At 69.1% G+C, this 15,671-nt stretch carries 15 protein-coding genes; 8 read left to right on the top strand and 7 right to left on the bottom strand.

All coding sequences use genetic code 11. From position 1 onward, the window contains the following. Window positions 1-169: 169 nt before the first annotated feature. From ilvD to VL15_RS10960, 5 genes are all read right to left on the bottom strand, one after another. Window positions 170-2,029 carry a dihydroxy-acid dehydratase gene (gene ilvD / locus VL15_RS10980; protein ID WP_048245505.1) on the bottom strand — a complete coding sequence of 620 codons (1,860 nt, stop codon included), beginning with the start codon at window positions 2,027-2,029 and terminating at the stop codon, window positions 170-172. 278 nt (window positions 2,030-2,307) lie between these two features. After that, complete coding sequence (locus VL15_RS10975; RefSeq protein WP_048245504.1) at window positions 2,308-3,330, bottom strand: Ldh family oxidoreductase; 1,023 nt, start codon at window positions 3,328-3,330, stop codon at window positions 2,308-2,310. Next, window positions 3,323-4,915 carry an aldehyde dehydrogenase (NADP(+)) gene (locus VL15_RS10970; protein WP_048245503.1) on the bottom strand — a complete coding sequence of 531 codons (1,593 nt, stop codon included), beginning with the start codon at window positions 4,913-4,915 and terminating at the stop codon, window positions 3,323-3,325. The genes VL15_RS10975 and VL15_RS10970 overlap by 8 nt, the downstream gene beginning before the upstream one ends. A gap of 77 nt (window positions 4,916-4,992) precedes the next feature. After that, window positions 4,993-6,618 (bottom strand): APC family permease, encoded by a 1,626-nt coding sequence (locus VL15_RS10965; protein ID WP_048245502.1) that lies wholly within the window; start codon window positions 6,616-6,618, stop codon window positions 4,993-4,995. 187 nt (window positions 6,619-6,805) lie between these two features. Next, window positions 6,806-7,726 (bottom strand): dihydrodipicolinate synthase family protein, encoded by a 921-nt coding sequence (locus tag VL15_RS10960; RefSeq protein ID WP_011547925.1) that lies wholly within the window; start codon window positions 7,724-7,726, stop codon window positions 6,806-6,808. Between the two features lie 251 nt (window positions 7,727-7,977). Here VL15_RS10960 and VL15_RS10950 point away from each other — a divergent pair, with 251 nt between their 5' ends. From VL15_RS10950 to VL15_RS10920, 7 genes are all read left to right on the top strand, one after another. Then, on the top strand, window positions 7,978-8,910 hold the full coding sequence (locus tag VL15_RS10950) for a 4-hydroxyproline epimerase (RefSeq protein ID WP_048245501.1): 933 nt from the start codon (window positions 7,978-7,980) through the stop codon (window positions 8,908-8,910). Continuing rightward, window positions 8,907-10,034 carry an NAD(P)/FAD-dependent oxidoreductase gene (locus tag VL15_RS10945; RefSeq protein ID WP_048245500.1) on the top strand — a complete coding sequence of 376 codons (1,128 nt, stop codon included), beginning with the start codon at window positions 8,907-8,909 and terminating at the stop codon, window positions 10,032-10,034. The genes VL15_RS10950 and VL15_RS10945 overlap by 4 nt, the downstream gene beginning before the upstream one ends. Continuing rightward, window positions 10,031-10,264 carry a 2Fe-2S iron-sulfur cluster-binding protein gene (locus VL15_RS10940; RefSeq protein WP_011658575.1) on the top strand — a complete coding sequence of 78 codons (234 nt, stop codon included), beginning with the start codon at window positions 10,031-10,033 and terminating at the stop codon, window positions 10,262-10,264. The genes VL15_RS10945 and VL15_RS10940 overlap by 4 nt, the downstream gene beginning before the upstream one ends. Next, window positions 10,261-11,529, top strand: coding sequence for an NAD(P)/FAD-dependent oxidoreductase (locus VL15_RS10935; RefSeq protein ID WP_048245499.1), 1,269 nt, complete (start codon window positions 10,261-10,263; stop codon window positions 11,527-11,529). Before VL15_RS10940 ends, VL15_RS10935 begins: the two co-directional genes overlap by 4 nt. A 348-nt stretch (window positions 11,530-11,877) precedes the next feature. Further along, entirely contained in the window at window positions 11,878-12,228 is a 351-nt protein-coding gene (locus VL15_RS10930) for an ArsR/SmtB family transcription factor (protein WP_048245498.1), read from the top strand. Further along, the gene (locus tag VL15_RS10925; RefSeq protein WP_048245497.1) at window positions 12,218-12,652 is read left to right on the top strand and encodes a YeeE/YedE family protein; all 435 of its coding nucleotides are present in this window, start codon (window positions 12,218-12,220) and stop codon (window positions 12,650-12,652) included. The genes VL15_RS10930 and VL15_RS10925 overlap by 11 nt, the downstream gene beginning before the upstream one ends. A gap of 1 nt (window position 12,653) precedes the next feature. Then, the gene (locus tag VL15_RS10920) at window positions 12,654-13,076 is read left to right on the top strand and encodes a DUF6691 family protein (RefSeq protein ID WP_048245496.1); all 423 of its coding nucleotides are present in this window, start codon (window positions 12,654-12,656) and stop codon (window positions 13,074-13,076) included. Window positions 13,077-13,217: 141 nt separating this feature from the next. On the opposite strand, the gene VL15_RS10915 is transcribed toward VL15_RS10920, so the two are convergent. Continuing rightward, entirely contained in the window at window positions 13,218-13,568 is a 351-nt protein-coding gene (locus tag VL15_RS10915; protein ID WP_048245495.1) for a hypothetical protein, read from the bottom strand. Between the two features lie 203 nt (window positions 13,569-13,771). Here VL15_RS10915 and VL15_RS10910 point away from each other — a divergent pair, with 203 nt between their 5' ends. Then, window positions 13,772-15,256, top strand: coding sequence for a PLP-dependent aminotransferase family protein (locus VL15_RS10910; protein ID WP_419188659.1), 1,485 nt, complete (start codon window positions 13,772-13,774; stop codon window positions 15,254-15,256). A gap of 87 nt (window positions 15,257-15,343) precedes the next feature. Here the strand turns inward: VL15_RS10910 and VL15_RS10905 are convergent, their stop codons facing one another. Beyond that, window positions 15,344-15,619: a hypothetical protein gene (locus VL15_RS10905; protein ID WP_048245493.1), complete on the bottom strand. Its 276-nt coding sequence runs from the start codon at window positions 15,617-15,619 to the stop codon at window positions 15,344-15,346. Window positions 15,620-15,671 lie beyond the last annotated feature (52 nt).

Genomic DNA, 15,671 nt, shown 5'->3' with positions numbered 1-15,671 from the left:
GGAGGCGGAGGCGGAGGCGGAGGCGGAGGTGGTGGCGGCACCGACGAGTTCCGTCACTGACGGCGGCAGCGCCGCGGTTTCTCCCGGCGCCGGACGAAAAAAAGCCGCTCCGTAGAGCGGCTTCTGGATCAGGCGAGCGGGCGGCGCTTTGCAGCCCGCGCCCGTCCCGTCAGTCGTCGAGCAGCGACAGGTCGCGCACCGCGCCCTTGTCGGCCGACATGACCAGCTTCGCGTAGGCCTTCAGCGCCGCGGATACCTTGCGCGGGCGCGGCTGCGCCGGCTTCCAGCCCTTTGCGTTCTGCTCTTCGCGGCGGCGCGCCAGTTCCTCGTCCGACACCAGCACGTCGATCGTGCGGTTCGGGATATCGATGCGGATCTTGTCGCCGTCGCGCACGAGGCCGATCGCGCCGCCTGCTGCCGCTTCCGGTGAGCAATGGCCGATCGACAGGCCCGACGTGCCACCCGAGAAGCGGCCGTCCGTCAGCAGCGCGCAAGCCTTGCCGAGCCCCTTCGACTTGATGTAGCTCGTCGGGTAGAGCATTTCCTGCATGCCGGGGCCGCCCTTCGGGCCTTCGTAGCGCACGATCACCACGTCGCCGGCCTTGACCTTGTCGTTCAGGATGTTCTCGACCGCTTCATCCTGCGATTCGGTGACGTGAGCCGAGCCCTCGAACACGAGGATGCTCTCGTCGACGCCGGCCGTCTTCACCACGCAGCCGTCGAGCGCGATGTTGCCCGTCAGCACGGCGAGGCCGCCTTCCTTCGAGAACGCATGCTCGTACGAGCGGATGCAGCCTTCGGCGCGGTCGAGGTCGAGGCTCGGCCAGCGCGTGTCCTGGCTGAACGCGATCTGCGTCGGGATGCCGGCCGGGCCGGCCAGGTAGAACCTGCGGACCGCTTCGTCCTGCGTGCGGACGATGTCCCACTGGTCGAGCGCGTCCTTCAGCGTCGGTGCGTGCACGGTCGGCACGTCGGTGTGCAGCTTGCCGGCGCGCTCGAGCTCGCCGAGGATCGCCATGATGCCGCCTGCGCGGTGCACGTCCTCGATGTGGTACTTGTTCGTGTTCGGCGCGACCTTGCACAGCTGCGGCACGGTGCGCGACAGGCGGTCGATGTCCTTCATCGTGAAGTCGATGCCGGCTTCCTGCGCGATCGCCAGCAAGTGCAGGATCGTGTTGGTCGAACCGCCCATCGCGATGTCGAGCGTCATCGCGTTCTCGAACGCCGCGAAGCCGACCGAGCGCGGCAGCAGGCGCATGTCGTCCTGTTCGTAGTGCTGGCGCGTCAGTTCGACGATGCGGCGGCCGGCGCGCTTGAACAGCTGTTCGCGATCGGCGTGCGTGGCCACCACCGTGCCGTTGCCGGGCAGCGACAGGCCGAGCGCTTCGGTCAGGCAGTTCATCGAGTTCGCGGTGAACATGCCCGAGCACGAACCGCAGGTCGGGCAGGCCGAGCGTTCGACTTCGGCGACTTCGGCGTCGGAATACGACGGGTCGACCGCGATCACCATCGCGTCGACGAGGTCGAGCTTCTTCAGTTCGACGGTCTTGGTGATCGGGTTCGCGAGGCGCGTCTTGCCGGCTTCCATCGGGCCGCCCGACACGAAGATCACCGGAATGTTCAGGCGCATCGCGGCCATCAGCATCCCCGGCGTGATCTTGTCGCAGTTCGAGATGCACACCATCGCGTCCGCGCAATGCGCGTTCACCATGTACTCGACCGAGTCGGCGATGATGTCGCGGCTCGGCAGCGAATAGAGCATGCCGTCGTGGCCCATCGCGATGCCGTCGTCGACCGCGATCGTGTTGAATTCCTTCGCGACGCCGCCGGCGGCCTCGATCTCGCGCGCGACCAGCTGGCCGAGATCCTTCAGGTGCACGTGCCCGGGCACGAATTGCGTGAACGAGTTGACGACCGCGATGATCGGCTTCGAGAAATCGTCGTCTTTCATGCCGGTGGCGCGCCACAGCGAGCGCGCGCCTGCCATGTTGCGACCGGCGGTGGAGGTTTTGGAACGGTAAATGGGCATTGTCGTTGCTGAAGAAATATCGCGGGAAAAGGGTGGAGGCACGGGATTAAAGGCCTCTCTCGCGCCCGTGCGAACAACCTCTTGAGCTGCGCCCTGGGCAAACCGCACGATTATCCCACAGCCGCCGGGAGCGTGGCGCCCACGGGGCCGGCAACCGGCGCGTGCGGCGTGCCCGGCGTGCAACGCGCGGGCGGCTGCGGCACACCCGCGCGACCCGTCCGGGAGGCGGCCGGATCGCGCGTTGATCGGCGACGAAAGCGCGCCGCCGCCCGCCGACGTCAGTCGAGCAGCGTCAGGATCTCGTCGTACAGCGCCTTCGGAATCCGCACGCCGTTCGCGATGCTGCGCGCGCGGGCGTCGAAGCGCCGTTGCGACGGCAGCCGCGCGCCCTGCGCGACGATCGAGCCGAACATCCGCTCGCCGCGCGCGAGCCCCGCGTCGAGATCGTCGCCGAGGAACACCTTCGGGTCGAACGCGATCACGAGCTCGCCGTGGCACGGCGTCGCGCCGACGCCTTCGTCGAAATCCATCGATTCCCGGCTCGTCAGGTCGCCGATCAGCGCGCCGCCGAGCAGTTCGACCATCGCCGCGAGCGCCGAGCCCTTGTGACCGCCGAACGTGCGCATCGCGCCCTGCAGCGCCGCCTTCGGGTCGGTGGTCGGCTGGCCGTCGGCGTCGATCGCCCAGTGCGGCGGAATCGCCTTGCCTTGCTTCGCATGCAGCTCGATGTCGCCGCGCGCGATCGCGCTCGTCGCGAAATCGAACACGAACGGCTCGCCGCCCGGGCGCGGCCACGCGAACGCGATCGGGTTCGTGCCGAACACGGGCTCGCGCCCGCCTTCCGGTGCGACCCAGCTGTGGCTCGGGTTCATCGCGATGCCGACCAGCCCCTCGGCCGCGATCGCCTCGACCTCGGGCCACAGCGCGGAGAAGTGGTAGCAGTGGTTGATCGCCATTGCGGCGATCCCGTGCTGCTTCGCCATCTCGACCAGCACGGGCAGCCCGGTTTCGAAGCTCAGCAGCGAGAAGCCGCGATGCGCGTCGACCGCGACGATCGACGACGACAGCCGGCGCAGCGTCGGCACGGCCTGCGGATCGACCTTGCCCTTGCGCAGCGAACGCACGCATACGAGCAGCCGGTACACGCCGTGCGAATGGCATTCGTCGCGCTGGCCCTGCGTGATCACGTTGGCGATGGCATGCGCATGCGCGTCGGACATCCCGTTGTGCGTCAGCACGCGCAGCGCGAGCGCGTGGACCTCATCGAGCGACAGGACGACTTCGGCGGTGTGCTCAGACATGGTTCACCTCCCGCAGTGCGGGGACGCCGTCGATGCGTTGCGGCACGTTCAGCGGATTGCCGTCGCGGAGCGCGTCCGGCAGCAGCGCGTCCGGCAGGTCCTGATACGACACGGGGCGCAGGAAGCGCTCGATCGCGCGTGCGCCGACGGACGTCGTGCGCGTGTCGGACGTTGCCGGGAACGGGCCGCCGTGCACCATCGCATGGCCGACCTCGACGCCCGTGCCGAAACCGTTGACGAGAATGCGGCCGGCCTTGCGCTCGAGCGTCGGGCGCAGCGCGGCGAACAGCGACGCGTCGCGGTCGGCGAGATGCGCGGCGATCGTCAACTGGCCTTCGAGCGACTTCAGTACGCGATGCAGCGTGTCGGCGTCCGGGCAACGCACGATCAGCGAAGCGGGGCCGAACACTTCTTCGCGCAGTTCGGGGCGCGCGATGAACGCGTCGGCCGACGTCGCGAACAGCGCCGCGCGGGCCTGATGGCGGCCGCCTTCGGCGCCTTCCGCCAGCAGTTCGACCGCCTCGTGATCGCGCAGCGTCGCGACGCCTTGCGCGTAGCTCGCATGGATGGGCGGCGTCAGCATCGTCTGCGCAGCAGCCGCGCGCACGGCATCGGCCGCCGTGGCTTCGAACGCGCGCAGCGCGGGGCCGTCGACCGCAAGCACGAGGCCCGGGTTCGTGCAGAACTGGCCGGCGCCGAGCGCGAGCGACGCGACGAACTGTGGCGCGATCGTAGCGTGGCGCGCATCGAGCGCGGCGGGCAACAGCAGTACCGGATTGATCGAGCTCATTTCCGCATAGACGGGAATCGGCTCGGGGCGCGCAGCCGCGATGTGCATCAGCGCGACGCCGCCACGGCGCGAGCCGGTGAAGCCGACGGCCTTGATGCGCGGATCGGCGACGAGCGCCTGGCCGATCTCGCGCGACGCGTCGAACAGCAGCGAGAACACGCCGGCCGGCATCCCGCATTCGCGCGCGGCCTGCTGGATCGCGCGGCCGACCAGTTCCGACGTGCCCGGATGTGCGGAATGCGCCTTGACGATCACCGGGCAGCCGGCCGCGAGGGCCGACGCCGTATCGCCGCCGGCCACCGAGAACGCGAGCGGGAAGTTCGACGCGCCGAACACGGCGACGGGCCCGACCGCGACGTTGCGCAGGCGCAGGTCGACGCGCGGCAGTGGCTTGCGCTCGGGGCGTGCCGGATCGATCCGCGCATCGAGAAAACCGCCGTCACGCACGAGCGACGCGAACAGCCCGAGTTGACCGACCGTGCGGCCGCGCTCGCCTTCGACGCGGGCGCGCGGCAGGCCCGTTTCGGCGACGCAGCGCTCGATCAGGTCGTCGCCGAGCGCCATGATGTGGCGGTCGATTGCGTCGAGAAACGCGGCGCGTGCGTCGAGACTGGTTTCGCGGTACGTGTCGAACGCGTCGTCGGCGAGCGCGCAGGCCGTCTCCAGGTCGTGCAGGCTCGCGCCGCCGAAAGCGGGGTCGAGCCGTTCGCCGGTCGCGGCGGCGATCGCGTGAAGGGTGCCGTTCTGTCCGGTGACGGCGGACGGGCCGATCAGGAGCTGACCTGTGATTTGCATGGCTTTCCTCGGAAAAAACAGGGGCCGGGCATGGGGCGCCCGGCCGAAGGGATGGTGTGAAAGGGGAGACGGGCGCGTCAGTCTTCGTCGTCGTCGAGCTGCAGCTTGTCGGAGCGAACGCCCGTGTTGGCGCCCCAGTAGTAGATGACGAGCGCGACGGCCGCGACGACGACCGTGTCGTACGGATGCGCGAGCTGGCCCGTGCCGCCGAAGCCGCCGAGATAGGACAGGACGATCATCGCCGCATAGAACGCGATCAGCCACGCGGACGAGCGCACCTGTTCGGCGAGGCTCAGGTGCGCGGTCGGCACCCAGCGACGGCACGCGAGATAAATGACGAACATCACGATCTGCAGGCCGAGCAGCCAGGACACCGTGCTCCAGCCCGACCAGTAGACGATCAGCGCGGCGATCACGAACGACGCGGGCCCGGTGATGCCGAACGCGCTCGCGCGAAACGGCCTCGGCAGGTCGGGCGCGGTGCGGCGCAGCGCCGCGACCGATACTGGCGCGACCGCATAGCTGAGCACCAGCGCGGCCGACACGATGTTGATCAGCGCTTCCCACGACGGGAACGGCATCGTCCAGAAGATCGCGAGGCCGAACGTGAGCCACAGGCCCGCGCGCGGGATGCCCGACGCTTCGTCGACGCGCGTGAACACCTTGAAGAAGGTGCCCGTCTTCGCCCAGCCGTAGACGACGCGCGGTGTCGCGTTCATGTAGATGTTGCCGCAGCCGCTCGGCGAGATCATCGCGTCGGCGACGACCATCACCGCGAGCCAGCCGACGCTGAGCGCCAGCGCGATGTCGCGGTACGGCAGCGAGAACGCTTTGCTCACGTCATGCCAGCCGCCGGCGAGCATCGCGGTCGGAATGCTGCCGATGAACGCGAGCTGCAGCAGCACGTAGATCAGCGTCGACAGCAGGATCGACAGGATCAGCGCGATCGGGATCGTGCGCTGCGGATTGCGCACCTCGCTCGCGACCGACACGATCGGCGTGAGCCCGAGGTACGCGAAGATGATGCCGCCCGCGGACACGGCCATCTCGATGCCCGGCATGCCGAACGGCGCGAAGCCGTGCACGGTCAGGTTCGCGGGCTTGAAGAACGTGAACAGCACGCCGATCACCGCGAGCGGCACGATGAACTTGAAGATGCTGATGATGTTGTTCGCCTTCGCGAACGTCTTCACGCTCGAATAGTTCAGGTAAAAGAAGAAGCACAGCAGCGCGGCCTGCACGAGCCAGCCGATCGTCGTCGGGTCGCTCGATCCTTCAACGGTCAGGCCCGGAAACCATGCGGCCGCATACTGGCGCGCGGCGACGACCTCGATCGCGATCAGGCTCGAAAAGGCGATCAGCGTGATGAAGCCCATCAGGTAGCCGAGCAGCGGGCCGTGCGAGAACACCGGGTAGCGGACCACGCCGCCCGCGCGCGGCAGCGCGGCGCCGAGTTCGCAGTAGACGATGCCGAGCAGCAGCACCGCGAAGCCGCCCAGCAGCCACGAGAAGATGCCGGCCGGGCCCGCGATCGTCGATACGTGACTCGCGGCGAACAGCCACCCCGAACCGAAAATGGCGCCGAGACCGATGAACGTGAGATCGGTCAGCGACAGCTGTTTCTTGAACTTGCCGTGACCCGCGTCGGGGTGCGCGGAACCGGAAAGCGGGACGGACGGGTGAGCATTGCCTTGGCCTGGCATGGGCTTGTCTCCTGGGGGAAGGGCGGTGCAGGCGTCGAGTGCGCCGCGCTCCGACGGAGCAGCGGCGCACGCCTGCCGGCCGGCGTCGCCCGGTTCGAACGACCGGGGCGGGCCCGTGCGGGCCATGCCGGACCGGAGGCGGCGGCGCGAGGGGGGAAAGCCTTGCGCCGCCGCCGGGGAGAATCGATCAGAGACCGACGTCGGGCAGTGCCGGGCGCGTTTCGAGCGCCTTCGCGACGATCGCCTTCACTTCCGCGAGCGTATCGCCTTGCAGCGCGAGGCGCGGCGGACGCGTGATCGCGCTGCCGCGGCCGACCAGCTCTTCGCACAGCTTGATGCACTGCACGAGATCGGGGCGCGCGTCGAGGTGCAGCAGCGGCATGAACCAGCGGTACAGCGCGAGCGCCTCGTCGAAACGCTTCTGCTTCGCGAGGCGGAACAGCGTCTCGCCTTCCTTCGGGAACGCATTCGACATGCCCGACACCCAGCCTTCGGCGCCCACGGCAATGCTCTCGACCACGACGTCGTCGAGGCCCGCGAACAGCACGAAGCGATCGCCGACCGCATTGCGCAGGTCGATGAAACGGCGCGTATCGCCCGACGAATCCTTGAAGCAGACGATGTTCTCGCAGTCCTGCAGCGCGATCAGCACGTCGGGCGTCACGTCGTTCTTGTAGATCGGCGGGTTGTTGTAGACCATCACCGGCAGGTCGGTGCTCGTCGCGACCGCGCGGAAGTGCGCGGCGGTTTCGTGCGGCTTGGCCGAGTAGACGAGCGCGGGCATCACCATCACGCCGTCGACGCCGACGCGCTGTGCTTCACGCACCGTGTTGCGCGCGAATTCGGTCGTGAATTCGGCGATGCCGGCGATCACCGGAATCTTGCCGCCCGCCGCGTCGCGCGCGGCTTCGATCACCTGGAGTTTCTCGCTCGTCGACAGCGACGTGTTTTCGCCGACCGTGCCGCAGACCACGAGGCCCGACACGCCGTCGTTCACCAGGTTCTTCACCACGCGGTGCGTGGCGTCGATGTCGAGGGAAAAGTCCGGCTTGAACTGGGTGCTGACGGCCGGGAAAACCCCGGTCCACTGAATGGCTTTGCGGCTCACTGAAATCTCCTACGTTCGTATCGGTCGGCCGACAGGTGTGTCGGTGTGGCAACCAGTATCGCCGCGCAAATGCCCATCACGCTTGAGTCGTATCGCGGAGCAAAATGACGAAATCGGCACAGCGGCCGGACGGCGTGCGAAGGACGCCTCGCGCTATGCCGATTTCGTCGTCGTCCTCATCGAAAAGCCACAAGCGGACGGACGCGCGACAGAGGAAGCTATGCTCCTTTCCCCACTTCGGAAGGCTCATGATGAAGCGCATCCAGATCATCGATTCGCACACGGGCGGCGAACCCACTCGGCTCGTCGTGTCCGGCTTTCCGTCGCTCGGCAACGGCACCATGGCCGAGCGCCGCGACGTGCTCGCGCGCGAGCACGACCGTTACCGCACCGCGTGCATCCTCGAGCCGCGCGGCAGCGACGTGCTGGTTGGCGCGCTGCTGTGCGAGCCCGTGTCGCCCGACGCGGCGGCCGGCGTGATCTTCTTCAACAATAGCGGCTATCTCGGGATGTGCGGGCACGGCACGATCGGCGTCGTGCGCACGCTGCATCACATGGGGCGCATTCGTCCCGGCATGCACCGGATCGAAACGCCCGTCGGCACCGTTGAGGCGACGCTGCACGACGACCTGTCGGTCAGCGTGCGCAACGTGCCCGCGTATCGCCACGCGCAGGGCGTCGCGGTCGACGTGCCGGGTTACGGCCCCGTGAAAGGCGACATCGCGTGGGGCGGCAACTGGTTCTTCCTGATCAGCGATCACGGGCAGCGCGTCGCTGGCGACAACGTCGCGGCGCTCACCGCGTATGCGTCGGCCGTGCGCGAAGGGCTCGAACGCGCGGGCATCACCGGCGCGAACGGGGGTGAGATCGACCACATCGAGCTGTTCGCCGACGATCCCGCGCACGACAGCCGCAGCTTCGTGCTGTGCCCGGGCCTGGCGTACGACCGTTCGCCGTGCGGCACCGGCACGAGCGCGAAGCTCGCGTGCCTCGCGGCCGACGGCAAGCTTGCGCCGGGCACGGTGTGGCGGCAGGCGAGCGTGATCGGCAGCGTGTTCCAGGCGAGCTACGAGCAGGCCGACGGCGGCATTGTGCCGACGATCCGCGGCAGCGCGCACCTGAGCGCGGAAGCGACGCTGCTGATCGAGGAAGACGATCCATTCGGCTGGGGCATCGTGTCGTGAGCGAAACAAGGACCGACGTCGTCGTGATCGGCGCCGGCATCGTCGGCGCGGCGTGCGCGCACGAACTCGCGCAGCGCGGGCTGCGCGTGCTCGTCGTCGACGACGCGAGCGGCGGCGCGACCGGCGCGGGGATGGGCCACCTCGTCGCGATGGACGACAACGCGGCGGAGCTCGCGCTGAGCCATTACTCGATCGAGCTGTGGCGCGCGTTGAGCGGCGAGATGCCGGAAGGCTGCGCGTACCGCAACTGCGGCACGCTGTGGCTCGCGGCCGATGCGCACGAGATGGATCTGGCCCGCGTGAAGCAGGCGACGCTTGCCGCGCACGGCGTGGCGGGCGAGTTGATCGGCGCGGCACCGCTCGCGCAACTGGAGCCGATGCTGCGCGTGGGCCTCGGCGGCGCGCTGAAGATTCCCGGCGACGCGATCCTCTACGCGCCCGTCACCGCGAACTGGCTGTTGCAGCGCGCACCGCGCATCACGTTGCGCCGCGACAGGGCCGTTGCGGTCGATGGCCCGAGCGTGACGCTCGCGAGCGGCGACACGCTGCGTGCGGAGCGCGTGGTCGTCGCGAACGGCGTCGCGGCACGCACGTTGTTGCCCGAGTTGCCGCTGCGCCCGAAAAAAGGCCATTTGCTCATTACCGACCGCTATCCGGGCCAGGTGTCGCACCAGCTCGTCGAACTCGGTTATGCGGCGAGCGCACACGCGAGCGACGGCACGTCGGTCGCGTTCAACGTGCAGCCGCGGCCGACCGGCCAGTTGCTGATCGGCTCGTCGCGTCAGTTCGACACCGAGGATGCCCGCGTCGAGCCGCCCGTGCTCGCGCGCATGCTGCGCCGCGCGGTCGGTTATCTGCCGGATCTGGCCGACCTGAACGGGATCCGCGCATGGACGGGATTCCGTTCGGCGAGCCCCGACGGCCTGCCGCTGCTCGGCGAGCACCCGGCGCGGCCGGGCGTGTGGCTCGCGGTCGGGCACGAAGGGCTCGGTGTGACGACGGCGCCGGGCAGTGCGCGGCTCGTTGCCGCGCTGATGACCGGCGAACGGCCGGCCATCGAGATCGAACCGTATTTGCCGGGACGCTTCCTGACCGCGTCCCCCGTAGCCGGAGCGCTGACATGATCATTCATCTGGACGGCCGCGCGCTGACGGTGGCCGACGGCGCGACCGTCGCGGCCGCTGTCGCGGCGAGCGGCGACGACACGACGCGCGTGTCGTGCACGGGTGCGGCGCGTGCGCCGTTTTGCGGCATGGGCATCTGCCAGGAGTGCAGGATGACGATCGACGGCCGGCGCCGGCTGGCTTGCCAGACGCTGTGCCGCGACGGGATGCGGGTGGAGCGGACGCGATGAAACAGGAACGACTGAGCGTCGACGTCGCGATCGTCGGCGCGGGCCCGGCCGGGCTGTCGGCCGCGCGGGCTGCCGCAAAGAGCGGCGCGACGGTCGCGATCGTCGACGACAACCCGCGTGCGGGCGGGCAGATCTGGCGGCAGGCGGCCACTGTCGCGCCGACGCCGGCCGCCGCCGAACGTCTCGCCGTCTTGCGGCAACCGAACGTCACGCATCTCGCGGCGACGCGCATCGTCGCCGAAACCCAGCCGGGCACGCTGCTGCTCGAGGACGACGAACGCGGGCTGCTGCTCGACTACCGGACGCTGATTCTCTGCTGCGGCGCCCGCGAGTTGCTGCTGCCGTTTCCGGGCTGGACGCTGCCGGGCGTTACCGGCGCGGGCGGCCTACAGGCACTGATCAAGTACGGCCTCGACGTGCGCGGGCAGCGCACGGTGATCGCGGGCAGCGGGCCGCTGCTGCTGGCGAGCGCGGCGACGGCACGCCAGGCCGGCGCGCGCGTGTCGCATGTGCTCGAACAGGCCGCCTGGGGTGACGTGGCCGGCTTCGGCGCGGGGCTGTGGCGCTGGCCGTCGAAGCTCGCGCAGGCCGCGAAGCTCGTGACGGCTGCCTATCGGCCGGATGCGCACGTTGTCGAAGCGTTCGGTGACAAGCGGCTCGAACGCGTGCGGATCCGCCACGGCGATCGCGAGTTCGACGTCGATTGCGACCGGCTCGCGTGCGGTTTCGGCCTCGTGCCGAACACCGTGCTGCCGAGCCATCTCGGCTGCCGGATCGAGAATGGTGCCGTGGCGGTCGATGCGCACCAGCGCACGAGCCGCGACGGGCACTTCGCAGCCGGCGAGTGCACGGGCGTCGGCGGCAGCGAGCTGGCGATGGTCGAAGGTGAAATTGCCGGTTATGCGGCGACCGGGCAGACGGCGCCGTTGGCTGCGCTCGTCGCGCGGCGAGCGCACTGGCAGGCGTTTGCAGATGCCGTACGCGAGCGTTTCGCGATCCGCGAGCCGATACGCCGGCTCGCGCGGCCCGATACGCTGCTGTGCCGCTGCGAGGATGTGCGTTTCGATGCGGTCGCCCGCGAACCGGGCTGGACGGCCGCGAAGCTGCAGTCGCGCTGCGGGATGGGCGCGTGCCAGGGCCGCGTGTGCGGCGCGGCCGCGCAGGCGCTGTTCGGCTGGACGCCGCCCGCGCCGCGCACACCGCTCGTGCCCGCGCGGGTGGGCACGCTGATGCTGGACGGCGCGGCGTCGTGCGACAGCGCGTGATGTTTCACGGAGAAGCGGCCCGGTTCGCGCCGGGCCGCGCCATTCACTCCATCTTCACTTTGGGCCATCCGCCCATCTGAGGCGCGGCACAGGCGCACAGGCACTCGATCGTCGCGGCCACGGCCGCGCGATTCGCGTTGTCGGGGTGCCAGACCATCGACACCGCGCGCTGGCTTTGGCGCTCCATCGGCAGGAGGCTGGCGCTCGACGCGGTTCACGCCAGTGCGACGCGGGCGAGCAAGCCTGAACAGGCCCGAGGAGCGCACAAGGTCGCTGCCAGGCAAGCAGCCGGAATCAATATTCTATAAATTGATATAATATTGATTCTTTAATTGTCATCCTGCGCTGATGGACGACGATCTTCCCGCCGGGCTGCCCGAGCCCGACCAGATGCGCGCAGCCGCCGAATCGGCCTGCGCGCTGCTCAAGGTGCTGTCGAATCCCGATCGGTTGCTGCTGCTGTGCGAACTGTCGCAGGGCGAGCGGTGCGTGAGCGATCTCGAGACGAAGCTGGACATCCGCCAGCCGACGCTGTCGCAGCAGCTCGGCGTGTTGCGGGACAACGCGCTGGTCCGTACGCGCCGTGAAGGCAAGAACATCCATTATTCGCTCGACAGCCCGGCCGCGATCGCGGTGATGGGCGTGCTGTACGAACAGTTCTGCGGCCCGGCCGCGAAGGGGAAACGACGTGCAGATTGATGCGCTTCATGTCACGCCGTGGCTGTCGCTCGCCGGCGGCGTGCTGATCGGGCTTGCCGCCGCATGGCTCATTGCGTTCAACGGCCGGATTGCCGGCATCAGCGGCATCGTCGGCGGCCTGTTTACGGCGAGCGCCGGCGAGCGCGACTGGCGTGTCGCGTTCGTCGCCGGGCTGATCGTCGCACCGCTGATGATGCGCGTCGCCGGAGCCGGCCTGACGCCGCAGGTCGATGCAGGCTGGTTCGACCTGCTGGCGGCCGGGCTGCTGGTCGGAATCGGCACGCGGTACGCAGGCGGATGCACGAGCGGCCACGGCGTTTGCGGGATGTCGCGCGGCGCGTTGCGCTCGGTGGTCGCGACGGCAGTCTTCATGGTCGCGGGCTTCGTGACCGTATTCGTGCGGCGGCACGTGCTGGGAGGCTGACATGCAGGCAGGATTCGCGTTTCTGGCGGGGCTGCTGTTCGGCGTCGGCCTCATCGTGTCGGGCATGGCCAATCCGCAGAAGGTGCTCGGCTTTCTCGACCTGGCGGGGCGCTGGGATCCGTCGCTCGCGTTCGTGATGGCCGGCGCGACGGGCGTGGCCGTGTTCGCGTTCGCCTGGGCGAAGCGCCGGACGCGGTCGTGGCTCGGCTTGCCGATGCAGTTGCCGGCCGCGAGGGCGGTCACCGTGCGCCTGGTTGCCGGGAGCGCCGTGTTCGGCATCGGCTGGGGGATTGCCGGGTTCTGCCCGGGGCCCGCGATCGTGTCGATCGGCCTTGGGTCGGCCAAGGGGATCGTGTTCGTCGCCGCGATGCTGGCCGGGATGGCGGTATTCGAATGGGCCGAGCGGCGCAGGAGCGCGCGGTGAGCGTGGCGCTGCCGCGTGCCGGGCAGACAGCGGCAGCCGTTGAGGTCTGCGGATGGGGATGGCCGGACCGGATCGCGCCCGCACATCGCTGAATGACGCGGTGGCTGCGTGACGCCCGTCGTGACGAAGCAAGTGGCGATGTCAGGACTGCTCGCGCGCATGATGGCCGCCACGCACCCGCCCGGACAGCCGGCGCAGGATCGCGCGCCACGCCGCGAGTGCGCCGGGCCGGCCGGCAGGTTCCACGACCGTCGTGCTGACCGCGCCCGCGCCGCCGGCCGATAACGCCACGTGGCCGGCCGTCTCGAACGTCAGGCATTCGCCTTCGTCGAGCACGCGGCGAACGTACTGCGGCGCGTCGGGTAGCCAGTCGAGCCCGCCGTGACGTAGCGTCACCGCGAGTGCGCCGTCCAGCACGATCACCTGGCTGCCCTTGTCGAACCACGCAAAGTGGCTTTGCCCGGCGTCGAGCCGGAGATGTTGCGTCCGCATGGCGATTCCTTTTCCCGGTTGCGCGGCCCCGCGACGGCGAGGCGACAGCGTGCAATCAGGTTAGGGAAACGGGCACGGGCACGACAGATTCAGGGGACGGGAATCTGTTGCGGTGCAGGCGACGATTTTTCATCGCTGTATCGGTGGGTTTGCCCCGAATCTGTATCTGGCGTGCCCTTGGCCGCGCGGGCACGATGGCCCGCATGACGCCTTTTACCGATGCATCCCGCACGCTTTTGCCGATGGACGGCGAGCCGCTTTACGAACGGCTCGCCGAGCATTACCGCCGCATCATCGCGGCCGGCACGCTGTCGCCCGGCGACCGGATGCCGTCGGTGCGCGCGTTCATGGCGCAGCACGGCGTGAGCCTGTCGACCGCGATTCAGGCGTTCCGCCGGCTCGAGGATACGGGCTGGTGCGAGGCAAAGCCGCGCTCGGGGTACTTCGTGCGGCGCCGCGCGTCAGCCGCGCTGGCCACGCTGCCGGAAAGCGACGGACCGCCGCTGAGCGTCGAGCCGCCGTATGCGGGCCTGCACGAACGCGTGTCGCGCGTGATCGACCGCGCCAACGCGGCGACCGATGCATTGAATCTCGGCGGCGCGTCCGCACTGGCCACGCTGTATCCGACCGAGCGCCTGCAGGCGCTGGCGATCCGGTTGCTACGTCGCAAGCCCACATTGCTGACCGACGCGGGGCCCGTCGGCGGTTCGCCCGAATTTCGGCAGACGATGGCCAAACGCGCGCTGTCGTACGGCGTGACCGTGTCGCCGGACGACGTGATGTCGACGAGCGGTGGCGTCGACGCCGTGAATCTCGCACTGCGTGCGGTCGCGCGCCCCGGCGACACGATCGCGATCGAATCGCCGGCCTTCTTCGGCTTGATCCAGTTGCTCGAAAGCCTCGGCCTGCGCGCGCTCGAAATCCCGGCCAGCCCGACGACCGGCCTGTCGATCGAGGCGCTCGAAGTGGCGCTGGCCGCGTATCCGGATATTCGTGCGGTGGTCGTCGTGCCGAACCTGCAAAACCCGCTCGGCTGCGTGATGCCCGACGAGCGCAAGGCCACGCTCGTCGCGCTGTGTTCGCGCCACGGCGTGGCCGTGATCGAGGACGAGCCTTATCGCGAGCTCGTCGAAGCGCCGCAGACGGTCAAGCCGGTCAAGGCTTGGGACCGCGACGGCACGGTGATTTACTGCCCGTCGTTCAACAAGGTGCTGGCCCCCGGGATGCGGCTCGGCTGGGTGAGCGCGGGGCGCTGGCATGCGCGCGTGAAGATGCTGAAGTTCGCCCACAGCCGGCACAACGCCGCGTTGCTGCAGGCCGTTGCGGCCGAATTCGTCGGCTCGGGCGCGTTCGATCGCCATCTGCACCGGTTCCGCGAGCAGTTGCGCGTACAGCGCGACGTGACGATCGACGCGATTGCACGGCATTTCCCGGCCGGAACCCGGATGAACCAGCCGCCGGGCGGGATGCTGCTGTGGATCGCGTTGCCGGACGGTGTGCGTTCCGATGCGCTGTTCGATGCCGCGCTGGCACACGGCGTCAAGATCGCGCCCGGTTCGATCTTCTCGAATTCCGACCGCTTCGACGCCTATATCCGGCTCGCCTGCACGCGCGTGTTCGATGCGGTGCACGAGGCGGCTTTCGAAACGCTCGGGCGCCTCATACGCGAAGCGGCTGCTGCTGCGTAAGCGCGGCGGCTGCCGGCCGGGCTTCGTGCATTCGCGGTCGTCCAGCCTCGGCTTGCCGTGCCACCGTAGCGGGCGGACGCCGCCACTTCAGCGGCCGGCCGAGTGCGTGGCGAGGTGCTGGCGGATCAGCGACAGGTAACGATCACCAACCGAGAAATCGCGTGCGGCGCGCGGCTGGGTGGCCGGGCGCAGCGTAGCCGGCACGCTCATGCCCAGATACCGGCATACGGCGGACGGGAATGGCTTGCGCGTATGCCCGAGCTGGCGCGCCGCGCGCTCGACGCGGGCATCGCCGGCCTGCGCGCGAAGCCACGCCAGCACTTGGCGATCGGTGTCGTTGACGATACGGACCAGATGTTCCATCGCGCACCTCACTGTTCATAAATACAGTACTGTAAATATAACCAGTATATGA

Origin of the sequence: Burkholderia cepacia (assembly GCF_001039005.1) — a bacterium.
GTDB classification, from domain to species: domain Bacteria; phylum Pseudomonadota; class Gammaproteobacteria; order Burkholderiales; family Burkholderiaceae; genus Burkholderia; species Burkholderia theae.
This window is presented reverse-complemented; position numbering and strand designations above follow the sequence as displayed.